This window comes from Brevibacillus agri (assembly GCF_004117055.1).
Taxonomy (GTDB): domain Bacteria; phylum Bacillota; class Bacilli; order Brevibacillales; family Brevibacillaceae; genus Brevibacillus; species Brevibacillus agri.
Window position 1 is genome coordinate 2,689,868 of record NZ_CP026363.1, and the last position, 16,142, is coordinate 2,706,009.

A 16,142-nucleotide genomic window follows, 5' to 3' on the forward strand; every position below is an offset into this window, starting at 1 on the left:
GAAGTAGCGGGAGTCGAATAGGATGGGGGTAGACCGCATGGATTTCCGTCAACTTTTTCAAGAGGAAAACCTTTGCGTTCCGATCATTTAATGCAGTAAAATGTGTGGAAAGGGGAACGCAGCATGCTAACCGGCATACATGTTGCCTTCATTGGCGGAGACGCTCGCCAGTTGGAAGTCATCAAGCGATGCATTCAACTGGACGCCAGTGTCACGTTAGTTGGCTTCGACAACCTGGAAAGCAATTTTACAGGGGCAACGAAGAGACCATTAACATGCGATGTGTTGAAAGACGTGGACGCCCTCATCCTGCCCATCGTAGGAACCGATGACCAAGGCTTTGTGGAAAGCATCTTTTGCTCGAAACAATTGCAGCTTCTGGATCAACACGTGGAAAGCTTGCCGAAGCATTGCGTGGTATATACGGGAATGGCAAAACCTTACCTGAAAAAACTGTTGGCATCCAAGCAGACTCCCCTCGTGGAGCTGCTGGATCGCGATGACGTAGCCATCTATAACTCCATCCCGACGGTGGAGGGAGCACTCATGATGGCGATTCAAAATACGGATATCACGATTCATGGATCTCAGTCAATCGTTTTGGGATTAGGTCGAACAGGTTTGTCTATGGCCCGGGCCCTGCATGCACTGGGAGCGCGTGTTAGAGTGGGGGCTAGGCGTCAGGAACACTTGGCACGCATCTATGAGATGGGATTGACTCCCTTCCCGATCAGTGAGCTAAAGCAACAAGTCACGAATGCTGATTTCATTTTTAATACCGTCCCGCAGCTACTCCTCACGGCAGAGATCATTGCGCAAATGCCGCAATCGGCGTTTATTCTCGATCTTGCCTCCAAGCCGGGAGGGACAGATTTTCGATACGCCGAAAGACGAGGCATCAAAGCGCTTCTCGCTCCCGGATTACCTGGAATCGTTGCACCGAAAACCGCAGGGCAGATTTTGGCCCAGATTTTGTCGCGTCTCATTGCGGAGCAGAGGAGAACCAGGGGGGAGTCAACATGAGCATGCTGCAGGGAAAGACCATTGGCTTTGGATTGTCAGGATCGCATTGCACGTTTGAAGAAACCATGCCGCAAATCAAGCGGTTTGTGGACGCCGGAGCGAGAGTGATTCCGATCGTTTCGAATACGATCATGACGACGGACACGCGCTTTGGAACCTCGCAGAGCTGGCAACAGCAGCTCAAGGATTTGACAGGGGAGGAACTGATTTCGACGATTCCCCAGGCAGAACCTTTGGGACCTTCAAAATTGTTGGACGTGATGGTGATTGCTCCCTGCACGGGCAGCTCGACCAGCCGTCTGGCAAATGCCATCACCGACAGCGCGGTACTCATGGCTGCCAAGGCGACCATGCGCAATTTGCGACCGCTTGTCATCGCAATCTCCACCAATGATGGTCTGGGATTAAACGCTGCCAATATTGCCAAGCTGTTGGCGGCGAAGAATATCTATTTCGTGCCGTTCGGGCAGGATGCTCCGGACAAAAAGCCAAACTCGCTCGTTGCCCGCATGGACCTGTTACTGGAAACATGCGAGGCGGCATTGGAAGGTAGGCAATTGCAACCCTTGCTCATCGAAAGATTCAACTACTAAACCAAACACAAAAAAACAATTCACCTGCTTTTCGCGATTAGGAGGAGAGTAAGAGATGGCTAACCAACTGACTTACAATGTAGCAGTAGTCGGTGCGACTGGCGCAGTCGGACAACAAATGATTCGCTTACTGGAAGAGCGCAACTTCCCGATTAAACAGCTCAAGCTGCTTGCTTCCGGACGTTCTGCCGGCAAGACAGTCACGTTCAAGGGACAAGAAGTTGTCCTGGAAGAAGCTACTCCTGAGAGCTTTGCGGGAATCGATTTTGCCCTGTTCAGCGCGGGAGGAGGCGTGAGCAAGGAACTGGCTCCTCACGCTGTGCGTCACGGCGCCGTCGTAATCGACAACACCAGCGCATTCCGGATGGACCCGGATGTGCCGCTCGTTGTGCCAGAGGTGAACATGGACGCCGCTCTCGCTCATAAAGGAATCATTGCGAATCCAAACTGCTCTACCATTCAGATGGTAGCCGCTCTGAAACCCTTGTATGATCGTTTTGGAATAGACCGCATTATCGTTTCTACTTACCAGGCAGTGTCTGGTGCCGGCCAGTCCGCAATCAACGAGCTGCGCGACCAGAGCCGCGACGTTCTGGACGGAAAAGAAGCAGAATGTCATGTCCTGCCTGTAGGAAAACTGCCTGTTCACCATCAAATTGCCTTCAACGCGATTCCGCAAATTGATGTGTTTACTGACAACGGCTTTACTTACGAAGAGATGAAAATGGTCAATGAAACCAAAAAAATCTTCGGTGATGACACTGTGCAGGTTTCTGCCACATGCGTACGCATTCCGGTCGTTTACGGACACAGTGAGTCAGTTTACGTGGAGCTGAAACAGGATTACGACCTGAACGAGGTAAGAGCTCTCCTGGAGAACGCCCCAGGCGTTGTGGTGGTAGATGCGCCGCAAGAACAGCAATATCCTCTGGCTACGGATGCTACCGGCAAGCTAGATGTGTTTGTCGGCCGCTTGCGTCGTGATCTCCATCATCCTCGAGGACTGCATATGTGGATCGTTTCTGACAACCTTCTCAAAGGTGCAGCATGGAATACAGTACAAATCGCTGAAGAACTCATCAAAGCAAGAGCATAGGGGAGAGGTTTGTGAAGATTCTCGTCCAGAAGTTCGGTGGTTCTTCCTTGACGACGGAAGATTGCCGGATGAGGGCAATCTACCATATAGAAAAAGCGATCGACGAAGGCTATGCCCTCGTCGTTGTCGTATCGGCCATGGGGCGCAAAGGCGACCCGTACGCAACCGATACACTTTTGCAGTTGGTTCGCAGCAATGGGAACCAACTGCCTCGCCGCGAGATGGATATGCTGATGCATACAGGGGAGATCATCTCCGCGACTGTCATGTGCAGCATGCTCAATTCCCGCGGCATCAAGGCTACTATCTTGACTGGCGGCCAGGCCAACATCGTGACGAGCGACGATTTTACGAATGCGCAAATTATGTCGATTGACCCGAGCCGCATTTTGCAAGACCTGCATGCAGGCCAAGTCGTGATCGTGCCCGGCTTCCAGGGGCGGACAGAGAATTGGGAAATTACGACGCTGGGACGCGGTGGCAGCGACACGACAGCTACAGCTCTCGGCGTTGCCCTGCAAGCGGAGATGGTAGACATTTTTACGGATGTAGAGGGCATCATGACAGCGGACCCGCGCATCGTCGAAGAAGCGCAGCCGCTCGAAATGGTGACGTACACCGAGATTTGCAACATGGCTCACCTGGGAGCAAAAGTGATTCATCCGCGGGCGGTAGAAATCGCGATGCAGGCCAACGTGCCGATTCGCGTTCGCTCTACGTTTTCGGACGACCCTGGCACACTTGTGACGACCATGCTGGAGATCGGCAAGAAGGGGTATTCGGTTCAGGACAGGGTCGTCATGGGGATTGCCCACGTGCCGAACATTACCCAGATCAAGGTGGCCAACAAGGAAGGCTACTACGATACACAACTGCAAGTATTCAAAACGATGGCAACGAATAACATCAGTGTCGATTTCATCAACGTGAATCCGCTGGGGGTTGCCTACACCGTTCACGACGAGATGGGACCGAAAGCAGCGCGGCTCTTGACAGATATGGGCTACGAACCGCAACTGCTGCCGCATTGCGCAAAGGTTTCCGTCATCGGGGCAGGAATGACAGGAGTGCCGGGCGTCATGGCACGAATCGTTGAGGCTCTGACGCAAGAAGACATTCAGATTTTGCAATCGGCCGACTCCCATACGACCATTTGGGTACTGGTGCATGAGGCGGAAATGGTGCGGGCCGTACGTGCCTTGCATCAACAGTTCAATCTGCATGCCCACCATATGTGAGCACTCTTATTTTCATTTTTGATGCCTACTGATTACAACAAGAGGAGTTGGAAAGCTAGTGGCACGTTTTGGTCGGCTGGTTACCGCCATGGTAACGCCTTTTAATGAACAATTACAGATTGATTTCGATAAAACGGAGCGCCTGATCGATCACCTGATTGCCAACGGGACGACAGGCATCGTACTGAGCGGAACGACAGGCGAGTCGCCGACGCTCTCCCGCGCGGAGAAGCTGGAACTGTTTCGCCACGCCGTTGCGTATGCAAAAGGCAAGTGCCACATTATCGCCGGAACGGGCAGCAACGACACCGCGTCCAGCATCGAGTTCACCCAGGAGGTTCAGTCCATCGGCGTAGACGCTGTCATGGTTGTGGCTCCTTACTACAGCAAGCCGTCCCAGGAAGGTCTGTACGCTCATTTCAAAGCATTGGCAGAGTCGACGGACCTCCCTGTCATGCTGTACAACGTACCTGGCCGCTCGGTTGTGAACATGACGGCAGAGACGACCTTGCGTCTGGCAAAGCTGCCCAACGTCGTTTGCATCAAGGAAGCTTCCGGCAACCTGGGTCAGATGGCGCAAATTATCGAGCATGCTCCGGAAGGCTTCGAACTGTACAGCGGTGACGATGGCTTGACGTTGCCCATCCTGTCGATTGGCGGGGTAGGCATTGTCAGTGTGGCGAGCCACGTTGTCGGCCCGCAAATGACCGAGATGATGGACGCCTTCTTCCAAGGAAAACACGCGGAAGCGGCGAGCATTCACCGCAAACTGATGCCTGTGTTTGAAGGGCTGTTCGCGTATCCGAGCCCGGGGCCGACCAAAGTCGCGCTGGAAAAGCTCGGCGTTTCCGTGGGGGGGGTACGTCTGCCATTGGTGGAGCTGAACGAACAGGAAAAAGCATTTGTTCACTCGTTGTTTGCCTAACTGAAAAAAGCACGAGATGCGTAAAAGAGCCATTCCACAATTGGGATGGCTCTTTTTCCTTGTGTTCGGGTTTTCACTTCGGGTATAATGAAAATAAGTGATTTGGGGCGGTTTTTTTGAGTGGACATGACAACTAAATATAGGAGGTTACACGTTTGGCAAAGTCGAATCACTCTGTTCTCATTTTCGCCCTGGGCGGAGTCGGCGAAATTGGGAAGAATATGTATGTGGTACAAAGCGGGGACGACATCGTAGTGATTGATGCCGGATTGAAATTCCCGGAAGAGGAAATGCTGGGAATTGACATGGTGATTCCGGACATCACCTACTTGGAAGAGAACCGCGACAAAGTTCGGGGTATCATTATTACGCATGGACACGAAGATCATATCGGCGGCCTCAGCTATGTGCTGAAGCATTTGAAAGTCCCGGTTTATGCGACAAAACTTACCCTCGGCCTGATTGATGCAAAATTGAAAGAAGCGGGTATTCTAAACGAAACGAAGCGAGTATTGATTAACAGCGATTCAGAGGTCGTCCTCGGAAAAATGAAAGCGACTTTTTTCCGGGTGAATCACAGTATTCCGGATTGTGTGGGAGTATGCCTGGAAACGCCTGAAGGCTACGTCGTCCACACAGGAGACTTCAAGTTCGACCAAACACCGATCAACAACCAGGCTGCCGATCTGGCAAAAATGGCCATGATTGGCGATCGTGGTGTATTGTGCTTGCTGTCTGACAGTACGAATGCGGAACGGCCTGGATTTACCGGATCGGAACGCTCTGTCGGCATCGCGATCAAAGACGTCTTCAGCAAGGCGACGGGACGAATCGTCGTCTCTACCTTCGCGTCGAACGTGCACCGCATCCAGCAAGTCGTGGATGCAGCCGTGCAGTTCAACCGCAAGCTGACAGTTGTCGGCCGGAGCATGCAAAACGTCATCAATATCAGCAGAGAGCTGGGCTATTTGTTCGTTCCGGAAGGCTTGATTGTCGAGAGCGACGAAATCAACAAGCTGCCTGCTGAGCAAGTCGTTATTTTATCTACTGGAAGCCAAGGAGAGCCAATGTCTGCGCTCACACGCATGGCCCGATCCGCCCATCGGAAAATTGACATCCTTCCAGGAGATACGGTCATTATTGCAGCGACCCCGATTCCGGGAAATGAAAAGTATGTAGCGCGCACGATTGACCAGCTTTCAAGAATTGGCGCTGATGTGATTTATGGCGGCCATGGACCTAACGGAACCGTCCACGTCTCCGGTCATGGCAGTCAGGAAGAACTGCGACTGATGCTGAATTTAATGAAGCCTAAGTACTTTATTCCCGTTCACGGCGAATACCGGATGCTGAAAATGCATTCCTTGCTGGCTGAACAGGTGGGCATTCCAGAGGAGAACATCTTTTTGCTGGATAACGGCGACACGGTGGAAATCTCCGGGGGCCGGGCGCGTTATGGCCCGAAAGTCCACGCAGGCAATGTCCTGATTGACGGCCTGGGTGTCGGCGATGTTGGAAACATCGTACTTAGAGATCGCAAATTACTGTCCCAAGACGGCATACTGGTAGTTGTCGTTACACTCAGCAAACAAAATGGCACGATTTTGTCTGGTCCAGACATCATCTCTCGCGGTTTCGTCTACGTGCGTGAATCCGAGGAACTGCTGGATGAAGCGAATCGCATAGTGACCCAAACACTTGTCAAGTGCATGGAAGAAAATGTAAACGAATGGTCATCCCTCAAAAACAACGTAAAAGAATCATTGGGACGTTATTTGTACGAGCAAACTCGTCGCCGTCCGATGATCTTGCCGATTATCATGGAAGTGTAAGGCTAGGAAAAGAGTCAGGAATCCCCCAAAACAACGGGGTTCCTGGCTTTTTTTGGTCTTTCGCGGCGCATGATTTTCCCATCTGCTATCCATACTACAGAGGAAAGGGAGGGAGGATCATCCATGTCGAAGCAACCATACAACCAATTTTTAAATAGGCCGCCTTTTACAAGCTCACTGGCGAACAACGACAAAGGCGCAGCCTCGGAAAGCACGCCTCCGGACGGACAGGAGCCTGCTGCTACGCCGCCTGCGGAAGCGCCAGCCCAGGAAGATCCGAAGAAAAAGCTTCTGGACTCGATCAGCCAATTGGGGCAAACGAACGTACCGCAGTTGGAAAGCAATATTTATTGTATGACCATTATCGGACAAGTAGAAGGGCATATTCAGTTACCGCCGCAAAACAAGACGACCAAGTACGAACACCTCATCCCGCAACTGGTTGCAGCCGAGCAAAACAGCAAGATCGAAGGAGTTCTCGTCATTTTGAACACCGTGGGCGGAGACGTGGAAGCAGGACTAGCGATTGCCGAGATGGTAGCCTCGATGTCCAAACCTGTCGTGACCCTTGTTCTCGGCGGCGGTCACAGCATTGGCGTTCCGATTGCGGTTGCCGGCACGTATTCGTTTATTGCGGAAACGGCGACGATGACGATTCACCCGATTCGGCTGACCGGACTCGTGATCGGCGTTCCGCAAACCTTTGAATACTTGGACAAGATGCAGGATCGCGTCGTCAGCTTTATCGCCCGTCATTCGAATATTTCCGAAGAGAAGTTTCGCGAGCTGATGACGCGCACAGGCGAGCTGACGCGTGACATCGGAACGAATGTCATCGGCGTCGATGCCGTCAAGTACGGCTTGATCGACGAGGTCGGCGGTCTGGGCAAGGCGCTGAAAAAACTGAATGAGCTGATTGAAAAAGCAAGAAACGGGGAGGGGCGGGTTCTTCAATGATTTTATACTCGATTATCCCGACGGAGACGGTTTTTGCCAACATGGACCAGGTGGAAAAGCAGGAACTGGAAGAGATTACGAACGGCCATGCGACTATGCTGGTGGAGCGGACCGGACCGTATGAGGGAAGAATCGTCAGGCTGATTAGCCCGGACCCGCAAGACTATTTGAAAGCCCATTACGCTCCCGGACAAAAAGTTCAGTTTCACCCCGAATGGCTCGTCTAAGAAGTCCTGTATTTCTATGAATTTCCTGTGTTATACTAATGATGTACGAACAGCAGCCGAACAAAATACGGCTGCCTTTTTACCATTTTTGTACATAGCGTTAGTGAGCACAGAAGGAGGCGTGCCATTGAGTAGGAGAAAAAGAGAGCGGTCACAAGCGGCATTGGCCTCGGTTGTCAAAATAGAGCTGCTCGGATTGCTCATTATTGTGCTGTCCTTGATCGGACTTCTGGAAAGCGGATGGCTGGGCAAAAATATTCTGGCGTTTATGTTCCGGTTCGTTGCCGGCTCCTGGGATTTTCTCATCCCTGTGCTGATGATCGGAATGGCTGTCCACATGATGTTTACGAGACAGGCGCCGCGGCTCACCTATCGCGTGCTTGGGATTGCGCTGATCGGTGTAGCGATCCTGACGTGGGACCATATGATTTTGTACAAGCAAATCACGGCTGACGGCAAATTCGCCGAGCAGAGCATCATTCGGGTCACATGGGACAGAATTTGGCTCGATCACAGCCAAAAAGTGTCCACGACCGGAGTGGGCGGGGGCATGGTGGGGGCGCTTTTCTTCGCTGTCACAAACGGCCTCGTCGGAACGATCGGGACTGGCTTAATTATCGTCTTTTTGTTTCTCGTCGGTCTTATGTTTCTGTTCAATCTTTCTTATGTGAACATTTTGATGTTTGTCCGGGACAAAATCGCACTTTTCTACGGCAAGGCGAAGGAGACGGTCAAAGACTCCGTGCAGCTTTTGCAGGAAGAGGGCGAGCGCCGGAAAAAAGAGGCGAAGGAAGCGGACGCGCAGCGCAAGCAGAAGCTGGCAGAAGCTGGCGAGCCTGACCCGGATGCGATTTCTGTGCGAGAGCTGAAGGCGAACTTCGACGAGCAGGCAGCGGAGCAGCCTGTCATTCCTGTCATTCACGATTTTGCCGACCGGATCGCGATGGAAGACGATGGGGGGCCGGCAGAGCCTGCGCAAACGCCCAAGCCTGTTGCCGCACAACCGAAACAGGAAATTACGTTTGCCCTGGAAGGCGACGAAGAGATTTTCGGGACGCTGGAGACGGCAGAAGAACAGCCAGCGGTGCCATATGAGCTGCCGAGCTTGCAGATGCTGTCCAGACCGCGTTCAACGGGAACGGCCAAAGATGTGGACCACACCTCGAATGCGCTCAAGCTGGTGCAAACGTTGAAAAGCTTTGGCGTAAGCGCGACGGTTTCCGAAGTGCATCGCGGCCCGGCCGTCACCCGCTACGAGGTGCAGCCAGCCACGGGGGTAAAAGTGAGCCGGATTGTCAGTTTGACAGACGACCTGGCGCTGGCGCTTGCAGCCAAAGACATTCGCATCGAGGCGCCGATTCCAGGCAAATCGGCGATCGGTATCGAGGTTCCCAACTCCGAGGTAGCCGTCGTGTCGCTTCGCGAAGTGCTGGAATCGCCGCAATATCAGGATGCGCCAGGCAAATTGACCGTTGCTTTGGGCCGCGATATTTCGGGCCAGCCGATCGTGGCCGATCTGACGAAAATGCCGCACTTGCTGGTGGCCGGAGCTACGGGCAGCGGGAAGTCAGTCTGCATCAACGGCTTGATTATGAGCATCTTGTTCAAGGCGAAACCGGACGAAGTCAAGCTGATGATGGTTGACCCGAAAATGGTCGAGCTGAACGTTTACAACGGCATCCCGCATTTGCTGGCCCCGGTCGTGACAGATCCGAAGCGGGCTTCGGTCGCGCTGAAAAAAGTCGTGGCCGAAATGGAGCGGCGCTACAACCTGTTTGCGAAAACGGGCAGCCGCAACATCGAGATGTACAATGCGCAAGTGCAGGGCCCGCCTTTACCGTACATCGTCGTCATCGTCGACGAGCTGGCTGACCTGATGATGGTCGCCCCAGGCGAGGTCGAGGACGCGATTTGCCGCCTCGCGCAAATGGCGCGCGCTTCCGGCATTCATTTGATTATTGCGACACAGCGTCCTTCTGTTGACGTCATCACAGGGGTCATCAAGGCGAACATCCCTTCCCGGATCGCCTTTGGCGTCTCCTCGATGGCGGACTCCCGCACGATTCTCGACATGGGCGGAGCGGAGAAGTTGCTGGGCAGAGGCGACATGCTCTCCTTGCCGATGGGAGCCTCCAAGCCGATTCGCGTGCAAGGCGCCTTCGTCTCTGACAAGGAAGTCGAGGAAGTTGTCCGCTTTGTCAAAGAGCAGCAGGAAGTGCGCTACAACGAAGAAATGATTCCGGGAGAAGTGCAGGAGGAGCAGCAGGCTGTCGTGGATGACGAGCTGTACGATCAGGCTGTCCAGATCGTGTCAGAAGCGCAAACGGCCTCGGCCTCGCTTTTGCAGCGGCGTTTGCGGGTAGGCTACACGCGAGCGGCCCGGTTGATCGACATGATGGAAGCGCAAGGAGTCGTCGGCCCGTACGAAGGGTCGAAGCCGCGAGAGGTCCGTGTGCCTCGTCCTTCCATTGAATCCAATATTTCCTAAATCCCTTGACTTTGCTGGTGTCGTGCAACTGGCAAAGTCATTTTTTCTGGCCGCAGTTAAAAATATTTGACTTGCATGATGGACGACCCTCATGTAAAATTTTTAACAGATTGAGGGGAATTGTTGTTATCACGTCTCATGAGAATCAGAGGTCTGACGTCCTACCTGTTGGGATGGCTAGCGGACAACAGGAGTGAATTGACGATGAGCATCAAAGGGAATGTTCGATCACTTTTCCTCTTGGTTATGGACAAAATCAAGAGTGATATCGAAACCGGACAACTGCGTCCCGGTGAACGCCTCCCATCCGAAGCCGAACTATCCAAGCAGTTAGGCGTAAGCAGGGCAACCCTTCGCGAGGCGCTCCGTCTTCTGGAAGAAGAGAAAATTGTCATTCGCAGACACGGTGTAGGGACATTTATCAATTCCAAACCTGTTTTTTCAGGCGGAATTGGGGAACTCTTTAGTGTGACGGATGCAATTGAACGCCAAGGATACACAGCAGGAACGATGATCCTGAAGACGTACTTTGGCGAGGCAGGAGACGAGGAGCGGAAAAGCTTGGCCTTGAATCCGGGCGAAGGCGTGCTGACGGTAGAGCGCATTCGGACGGCCGACGGCGAACCAGTGGTCTACTGTATCGACCGTATTCCTGCGCGCTTGGTGCCAGAAGGCTACACGGCTGGCGGGGAGTCCATTTTCAAATGGCTGGAGAGCGCTACAGGGGTGCGAATTTCGTATGCAGTGGCTCACATTGAACCCATGGGCTACAATGAAAAGGTTTCCAATCTGCTGCACTGCGACAAATCTACACCATTGCTCTTGCTCAAGCAGATTCATTACGACGAAAGTGAAAAGCCGGTTTTATACTCCCATAACTACTTCAGAGCTGACAAAATTCACTTTCACGTCGTGCGGAGACGGTTGTAATCGTGGGGGAAACCTCACTCAACAATTTTCATCAACCAAAAACAGGGGGTAATCTCAGATGAAGAAAGTTCTATCCGTGCTTTCTGTGGCAACACTCAGCCTGTCGCTTGTTCTTGCTGGCTGCGGAAGCAAACCAGAAGCACAACCTCAAGGTCAGACTGGCGCAAGCAATGGCGGCGCTGAAGGCGGTGCCAAAACAGCGATCCGAGTTGGTATGGTTACGGACGTTGGCGGCGTAAACGACAACTCCTTCAACCAAAGTGCCTGGGAAGGTCTGCAACGTTTCCAAACCGAGCTGAACCTGCCAAAAGACAGCGTAAACTATCTGCAATCCACCAGCGATGCTGAGTATGTACCTAACCTGACTCAATTTGTAAAAGACAAATGGGATCTGACTTGGGGTATCGGTTTCCTGATGGGCGATCACCTGAAAAAAGTAGCTGACGAAAACAAAGATGCGAAACTGGCGATCATTGACGCGGAAGTAGATGCGCCTAACGTGGAATCCGTTCTCTTCAAAGAGCACGAAGGTTCCTTCCTCGCTGGGGTAGTAGCAGCGAAAATGACCAAAACGAAAACAGTCGGTTTCGTTGGTGGCGTTGAAATCCCGGTTATCAAACGTTTCGAAGTTGGTTTCGAAGCAGGGGTAAAAGCGGCTGATCCTAGCGTTAAAGTAATCAAAGTGTACACAGGTGCATTTGACAAGCCTGACCTTGGCAAATCCACTGCTTCCCAAATGTACGGTCAAGGCGCTGACATCATCTTCCACGCTTCCGGCGGTACAGGTGATGGCGTATTTAACGAAGCAAAAGACCGCAAAGCTAAAGGCGAAAACGTTTGGGTAATCGGTGTAGACAAAGACCAATCCCTGACATTCGGTGACGAGATTACTCTCACTTCCATGGTAAAACGCGTTGACGAAGCTGTATTCCGTGTATCCAAAGACCTGTCCGAAGGTAAATTCGAGGGCGGTAAAATCAAATGGCTCGGTCTTGCTGAAGACGGTGTAGGCTTGGCTTCCACTTCCAATAAGAACGTTCCAGAAGACGTACTGAAGCTGGTTGAAGAATACAAGCAAAAAATCGTTAAAGGCGAAATCTCGGTGCCAGACAAGTAAAACGATGAAGCGGCAAATGGACAAGGCTGGTTCTAGGAACTGGCCTTGTTCTTTACCTTCACACTAAACCCAAAAAATGGGGTGAGCATGGTTGAGTTCGGTAAAAAAAGTAGTTGAGATGCGAGGGATTACCAAGCGGTTCCCGGGGATTGTGGCAAACGACAACATCACGCTTTCTGTCAAGCAAGGCGAAATTCATGCGCTTCTCGGCGAGAATGGCGCAGGCAAGTCGACGTTAATGAACATTTTGTTTGGCCTGTATCAACCAGATGAAGGCGAAATCCTTATCAACGAAAAAGTAGTGAAGATTACAAGCCCTAACGTTGCCAACGAGCTTGGCATCGGGATGGTGCACCAGCATTTTATGCTTGTGGAGACGTTTACGGTAACAGAAAACATTGTATTAGGAAACGAACCGAAAAACGGGTTGCAAATAGATATCCAAAGCGCTGAAAAAGCGGTGGAAAAGCTGTCAAATCAATACGGGCTAAAGGTTGATCCTAGAGCAAAGATTCAGGATATCTCCGTAGGGATGCAACAACGCGTAGAGATCTTGAAAACGCTTTACCGCGGGGCCGACATCTTGATTTTTGACGAGCCGACTGCTGTTCTTACCCCTCAGGAAATTCATGAACTCATTGAAATCATGCATAACTTGGTCAAAGAGGGCAAGACCATCATCCTGATTACCCACAAGCTCAAGGAAATCATGGCCGTCTGCGACGCCTGCACGATTATCCGTCGCGGGAAAGTGATTGACTCCGTGCTGGTTAAAGACACGAACCCGGACGAACTGGCAGCCAAAATGGTGGGGCGCGAAGTCAACTTCCGCGTGGATAAAACCGCGGCGAAGCCGAAGGAAACCATCCTCGCTGTCGAAAACCTCACCGCCATGGGCAACCGCGGCGTCAATGCGCTGAACAATCTCAGCCTGGAAGTGCGGGCGGGCGAGATTTTGGGGATTGCAGGCGTAGACGGCAACGGGCAGAGTGAACTGATTGAAGTTTTGACCGGGTTGCGGAAAGCAACCAGTGGCCGTGTCCTTCTCAATGGCAAAGACATTACGAACCAGTCGCCGCGGGATATTTCCGAATCGGGCTTGTCGCACATTCCGGAAGACCGTCATAAGCGCGGATTGGTTCTCGATTTTACCATGAGCGAGAATATGGTGTTGGAAACGTATTTCCACCCGACGTTTAACAAAAACGGCTTTCTCGACTATGGCGCGATTGACAAGCATGCGGCCAAGCTGATTGAGGAGTTTGACGTGCGCACGCCGTCGATCTACACGCCAGCGCGAGCATTGTCCGGAGGGAACCAGCAAAAGGCGATTATCGCCCGGGAAGTGGACAAAAACCCGGATTTGCTGATCGCGGCGCAGCCTACACGCGGTCTGGACGTAGGGGCGATCGAATTTATTCATCGCCGTCTGATCGAGCAACGCGACAAAGGCAAAGCGGTTCTGCTGCTTTCCTTGGAGCTGGATGAGGTCATCAACGTCTCTGACCGGATTGCCGTGATTTATGAAGGTAGCATTGTAGGAATTGTCGATGCGAAATCGACGAGCGAGCAAGAGCTGGGCTTGATGATGTCCGGCGGAAAACGAATGCCTGGAGGAGGAAACGATGAATAAAGTGATTGCCGTCTTTACAAAAGAATCGTTCCTCGTTCCTGTCGTCGCGATCATTCTCGGCCTGCTGACCGGGGCGATCGCCATGCTGGCAGGCGGCTTCAACCCGATTCAGGCTTACATGGCCCTGATCGAAAAGGTATTCGGAAGCGCGTATAACTTCGGGGAAACGATCCGGCAGATTACACCGCTGATCTTTACGGGTCTTGCAGTGGCGTTTGCCTTTCGGACAGGACTGTTCAACATTGGGGCAGAGGGGCAGTTTATTGTAGGGATGATCGCTGCGACGACAGTAGGGGTTTCTTTTGATCTTCCTGCTTACATCCACGCTCCTCTCGCTGTGATTGCAGGTGCGGTAGCAGGCGGCCTGTGGGGCTCGATTGCCGGTTACTTGAAAGCCGCTCGCGGCGTGAACGAGGTTATCACCAGCATCATGCTGAACTGGGTCGCGCTGTACTTGGCAAACTGGGTCATGAATGCGTTTTTCATCCCGGCCGGACAACAGCGTTCGGAAATGATTAAGGAATCATCCATGATTACGATTAGCTGGCTCTCGCAAATGTTTGACAGTGCCCGCTTGCACTGGGGAACCTTGCTTGCTGTGCTTGCCGCTATCTTTTTCTACGTCATTCTTTGGAAAACGAAGTCCGGCTACGAATTGCGTGCCGTAGGTCTGAATCCGCACGCTTCCGAATATGCGGGGATGAACGTAAACCGCAACGTCGTCAATGCGATGTTCATCGGCGGCATGTTCGCGGGGATTGGCGGCGCTTGCGAGATTTTGGGCGTGTTCCATTACCAGGCGATCATGACTGCGCAGCCAGGCTATGGCTTCGACGGTATCGCTGTCGCGTTGATCGGCGGAAATACGCCGCTTGGCGTCGTGCTTGCCGCCATCTTGTTCGGGATTCTCACTTTCGGGGCAGCCGGCATGAAGTTCGGCGCTGGCGTGCCTGTTGAGCTGATCCGTGTCGTAATCGCTTCGGTCATCTTCTTTGTGGCGGCGCACGGCATCGTGAAAATTTTTGTCAAACCAATCTTGAAGAAGAAAAAGGAAGGTGGAAACTGATGGATTGGGGAGTCATTCTTAGCAACCTCGTTCATGATACCATCGTGTTTTCCACTGCCCTGATTTTTGCCTCTCTGGGCGGGCTCTATTCCGAGCGCTCTGGTGTCGTGAATATTGCGCTGGAAGGCATGATGATTATCGGTGCCTTTACAGGTGCCGTCATTACGTACGCGTTCCAAGATTCGCTGGGAGCATTCGCTCCGTGGATCGGCTTTATTTTGGCGGGGATCGCCGGTTCGATTTTTGCCCTTCCGCACGCTGTCGCTTCCGTTACCTTCAAAGCGGACCAGACAGTCAGCGGCGTGGCCTTGAACTTTTTGGCGGCAGGTCTGTCCGTGTACTTGACCAAAATCATCTTTAACGGCGCGGGCCAGACAACGACCTTGTCCAGCGTCTTTGCTAAGTGGGAAATTCCGCTTTTGCACGACATCCCGTATTTGGGACATGCTATCTTTGAAGCGTATCCGACGAGCTATTTGGCGTTTATCGCGGTCTTTTTGACCTGGTACCTGATCTTCAAAACTCCGTTCGGCTTGCGTCTACGCGCGGTCGGTGAGCATCCGCGCGCTGCTGACACGGTTGGGATCAACGTGAAAAGAATGCGTTATACCGCTGTCATGATTAGCGGTGCGCTGGCTGCTTTGGGCGGGGCGACAATCTCGCTGACGACGACGAGCAACTTTTCCCATAACACCGTATCCGGCCAAGGGTTTATCGCGATTGCCGCGTTGATTTTCGGAAAATGGCATCCGGCCGGAGCGATGGGCGCTGCCTTGTTCTTCGGGGTTGCCCAAGCGATCAAGTCTTTGGTGCAGATTTTCGGACTGACCAAGTTCATTCCGACCGAGTTTATTTTCATGCTGCCGTACGTACTGACTATTTTGGTCATGGCTGGTCTGGTTGGACGCTCCAACGCTCCTGCCGCACTGGGCAAACCGTACGATACCGGCTCTCGTTAAGGATCAGTTGACATAATTTGCGTCTGGAACCCGTTCCTTTCCGTATGCGATAATTTTT

At 52.5% G+C, this 16,142-nt stretch carries 14 protein-coding genes; all 14 read left to right on the plus strand.

All coding sequences use genetic code 11. From position 1 onward, the window contains the following. Positions 1 to 123 precede the first annotated feature (123 nt). The 14 genes from dpsA (at position 124) to BA6348_RS13570 (ending at position 16,084) form a co-directional block, all read left to right on the plus strand. The gene (dpsA, locus tag BA6348_RS13505) at positions 124 to 1,023 is read left to right on the plus strand and encodes a dipicolinate synthase subunit DpsA (protein ID WP_005834142.1); all 900 of its coding nucleotides are present in this window, start codon (positions 124 to 126) and stop codon (positions 1,021 to 1,023) included. Beyond that, on the plus strand, positions 1,020 to 1,616 hold the full coding sequence (locus BA6348_RS13510; RefSeq protein ID WP_007786853.1) for a dipicolinate synthase subunit B: 597 nt from the start codon (positions 1,020 to 1,022) through the stop codon (positions 1,614 to 1,616). Before dpsA ends, BA6348_RS13510 begins: the two co-directional genes overlap by 4 nt. A gap of 55 nt (positions 1,617 to 1,671) precedes the next feature. Continuing rightward, positions 1,672 to 2,712, plus strand: a complete 1,041-nt coding sequence (locus tag BA6348_RS13515; protein WP_005834140.1) for an aspartate-semialdehyde dehydrogenase — start codon at positions 1,672 to 1,674, stop codon at positions 2,710 to 2,712. An 11-nt stretch (positions 2,713 to 2,723) separates the two neighbouring features. Continuing rightward, positions 2,724 to 3,950 carry an aspartate kinase gene (gene dapG, locus BA6348_RS13520; protein WP_005834139.1) on the plus strand — a complete coding sequence of 409 codons (1,227 nt, stop codon included), beginning with the start codon at positions 2,724 to 2,726 and terminating at the stop codon, positions 3,948 to 3,950. 58 nt (positions 3,951 to 4,008) lie between these two features. Further along, complete coding sequence (gene dapA, locus BA6348_RS13525; protein WP_005834137.1) at positions 4,009 to 4,875, plus strand: 4-hydroxy-tetrahydrodipicolinate synthase; 867 nt, start codon at positions 4,009 to 4,011, stop codon at positions 4,873 to 4,875. 155 nt (positions 4,876 to 5,030) lie between these two features. After that, entirely contained in the window at positions 5,031 to 6,707 is a 1,677-nt protein-coding gene (locus BA6348_RS13530; protein ID WP_005834135.1) for a ribonuclease J, read from the plus strand. Positions 6,708 to 6,830: 123 nt separating this feature from the next. After that, on the plus strand, positions 6,831 to 7,664 hold the full coding sequence (locus BA6348_RS13535; RefSeq protein ID WP_005834133.1) for a ClpP family protease: 834 nt from the start codon (positions 6,831 to 6,833) through the stop codon (positions 7,662 to 7,664). Continuing rightward, complete coding sequence (locus BA6348_RS13540; protein ID WP_005834131.1) at positions 7,661 to 7,891, plus strand: YlzJ-like family protein; 231 nt, start codon at positions 7,661 to 7,663, stop codon at positions 7,889 to 7,891. Before BA6348_RS13535 ends, BA6348_RS13540 begins: the two co-directional genes overlap by 4 nt. A 121-nt stretch (positions 7,892 to 8,012) precedes the next feature. Continuing rightward, entirely contained in the window at positions 8,013 to 10,379 is a 2,367-nt protein-coding gene (locus tag BA6348_RS13545) for an FtsK/SpoIIIE family DNA translocase (RefSeq protein WP_035422725.1), read from the plus strand. Positions 10,380 to 10,583: 204 nt separating this feature from the next. After that, positions 10,584 to 11,309, plus strand: coding sequence for a GntR family transcriptional regulator (locus BA6348_RS13550; protein WP_005834128.1), 726 nt, complete (start codon positions 10,584 to 10,586; stop codon positions 11,307 to 11,309). 58 nt (positions 11,310 to 11,367) lie between these two features. After that, on the plus strand, positions 11,368 to 12,426 hold the full coding sequence (locus tag BA6348_RS13555; RefSeq protein ID WP_005834125.1) for a BMP family ABC transporter substrate-binding protein: 1,059 nt from the start codon (positions 11,368 to 11,370) through the stop codon (positions 12,424 to 12,426). Positions 12,427 to 12,544: 118 nt separating this feature from the next. After that, positions 12,545 to 14,059: an ABC transporter ATP-binding protein gene (locus tag BA6348_RS13560; protein WP_174435221.1), complete on the plus strand. Its 1,515-nt coding sequence runs from the start codon at positions 12,545 to 12,547 to the stop codon at positions 14,057 to 14,059. Then, on the plus strand, positions 14,052 to 15,125 hold the full coding sequence (locus tag BA6348_RS13565) for an ABC transporter permease (protein ID WP_025846068.1): 1,074 nt from the start codon (positions 14,052 to 14,054) through the stop codon (positions 15,123 to 15,125). The genes BA6348_RS13560 and BA6348_RS13565 overlap by 8 nt, the downstream gene beginning before the upstream one ends. Then, entirely contained in the window at positions 15,125 to 16,084 is a 960-nt protein-coding gene (locus BA6348_RS13570; RefSeq protein WP_005834119.1) for an ABC transporter permease, read from the plus strand. The genes BA6348_RS13565 and BA6348_RS13570 overlap by 1 nt, the downstream gene beginning before the upstream one ends. Positions 16,085 to 16,142 lie beyond the last annotated feature (58 nt).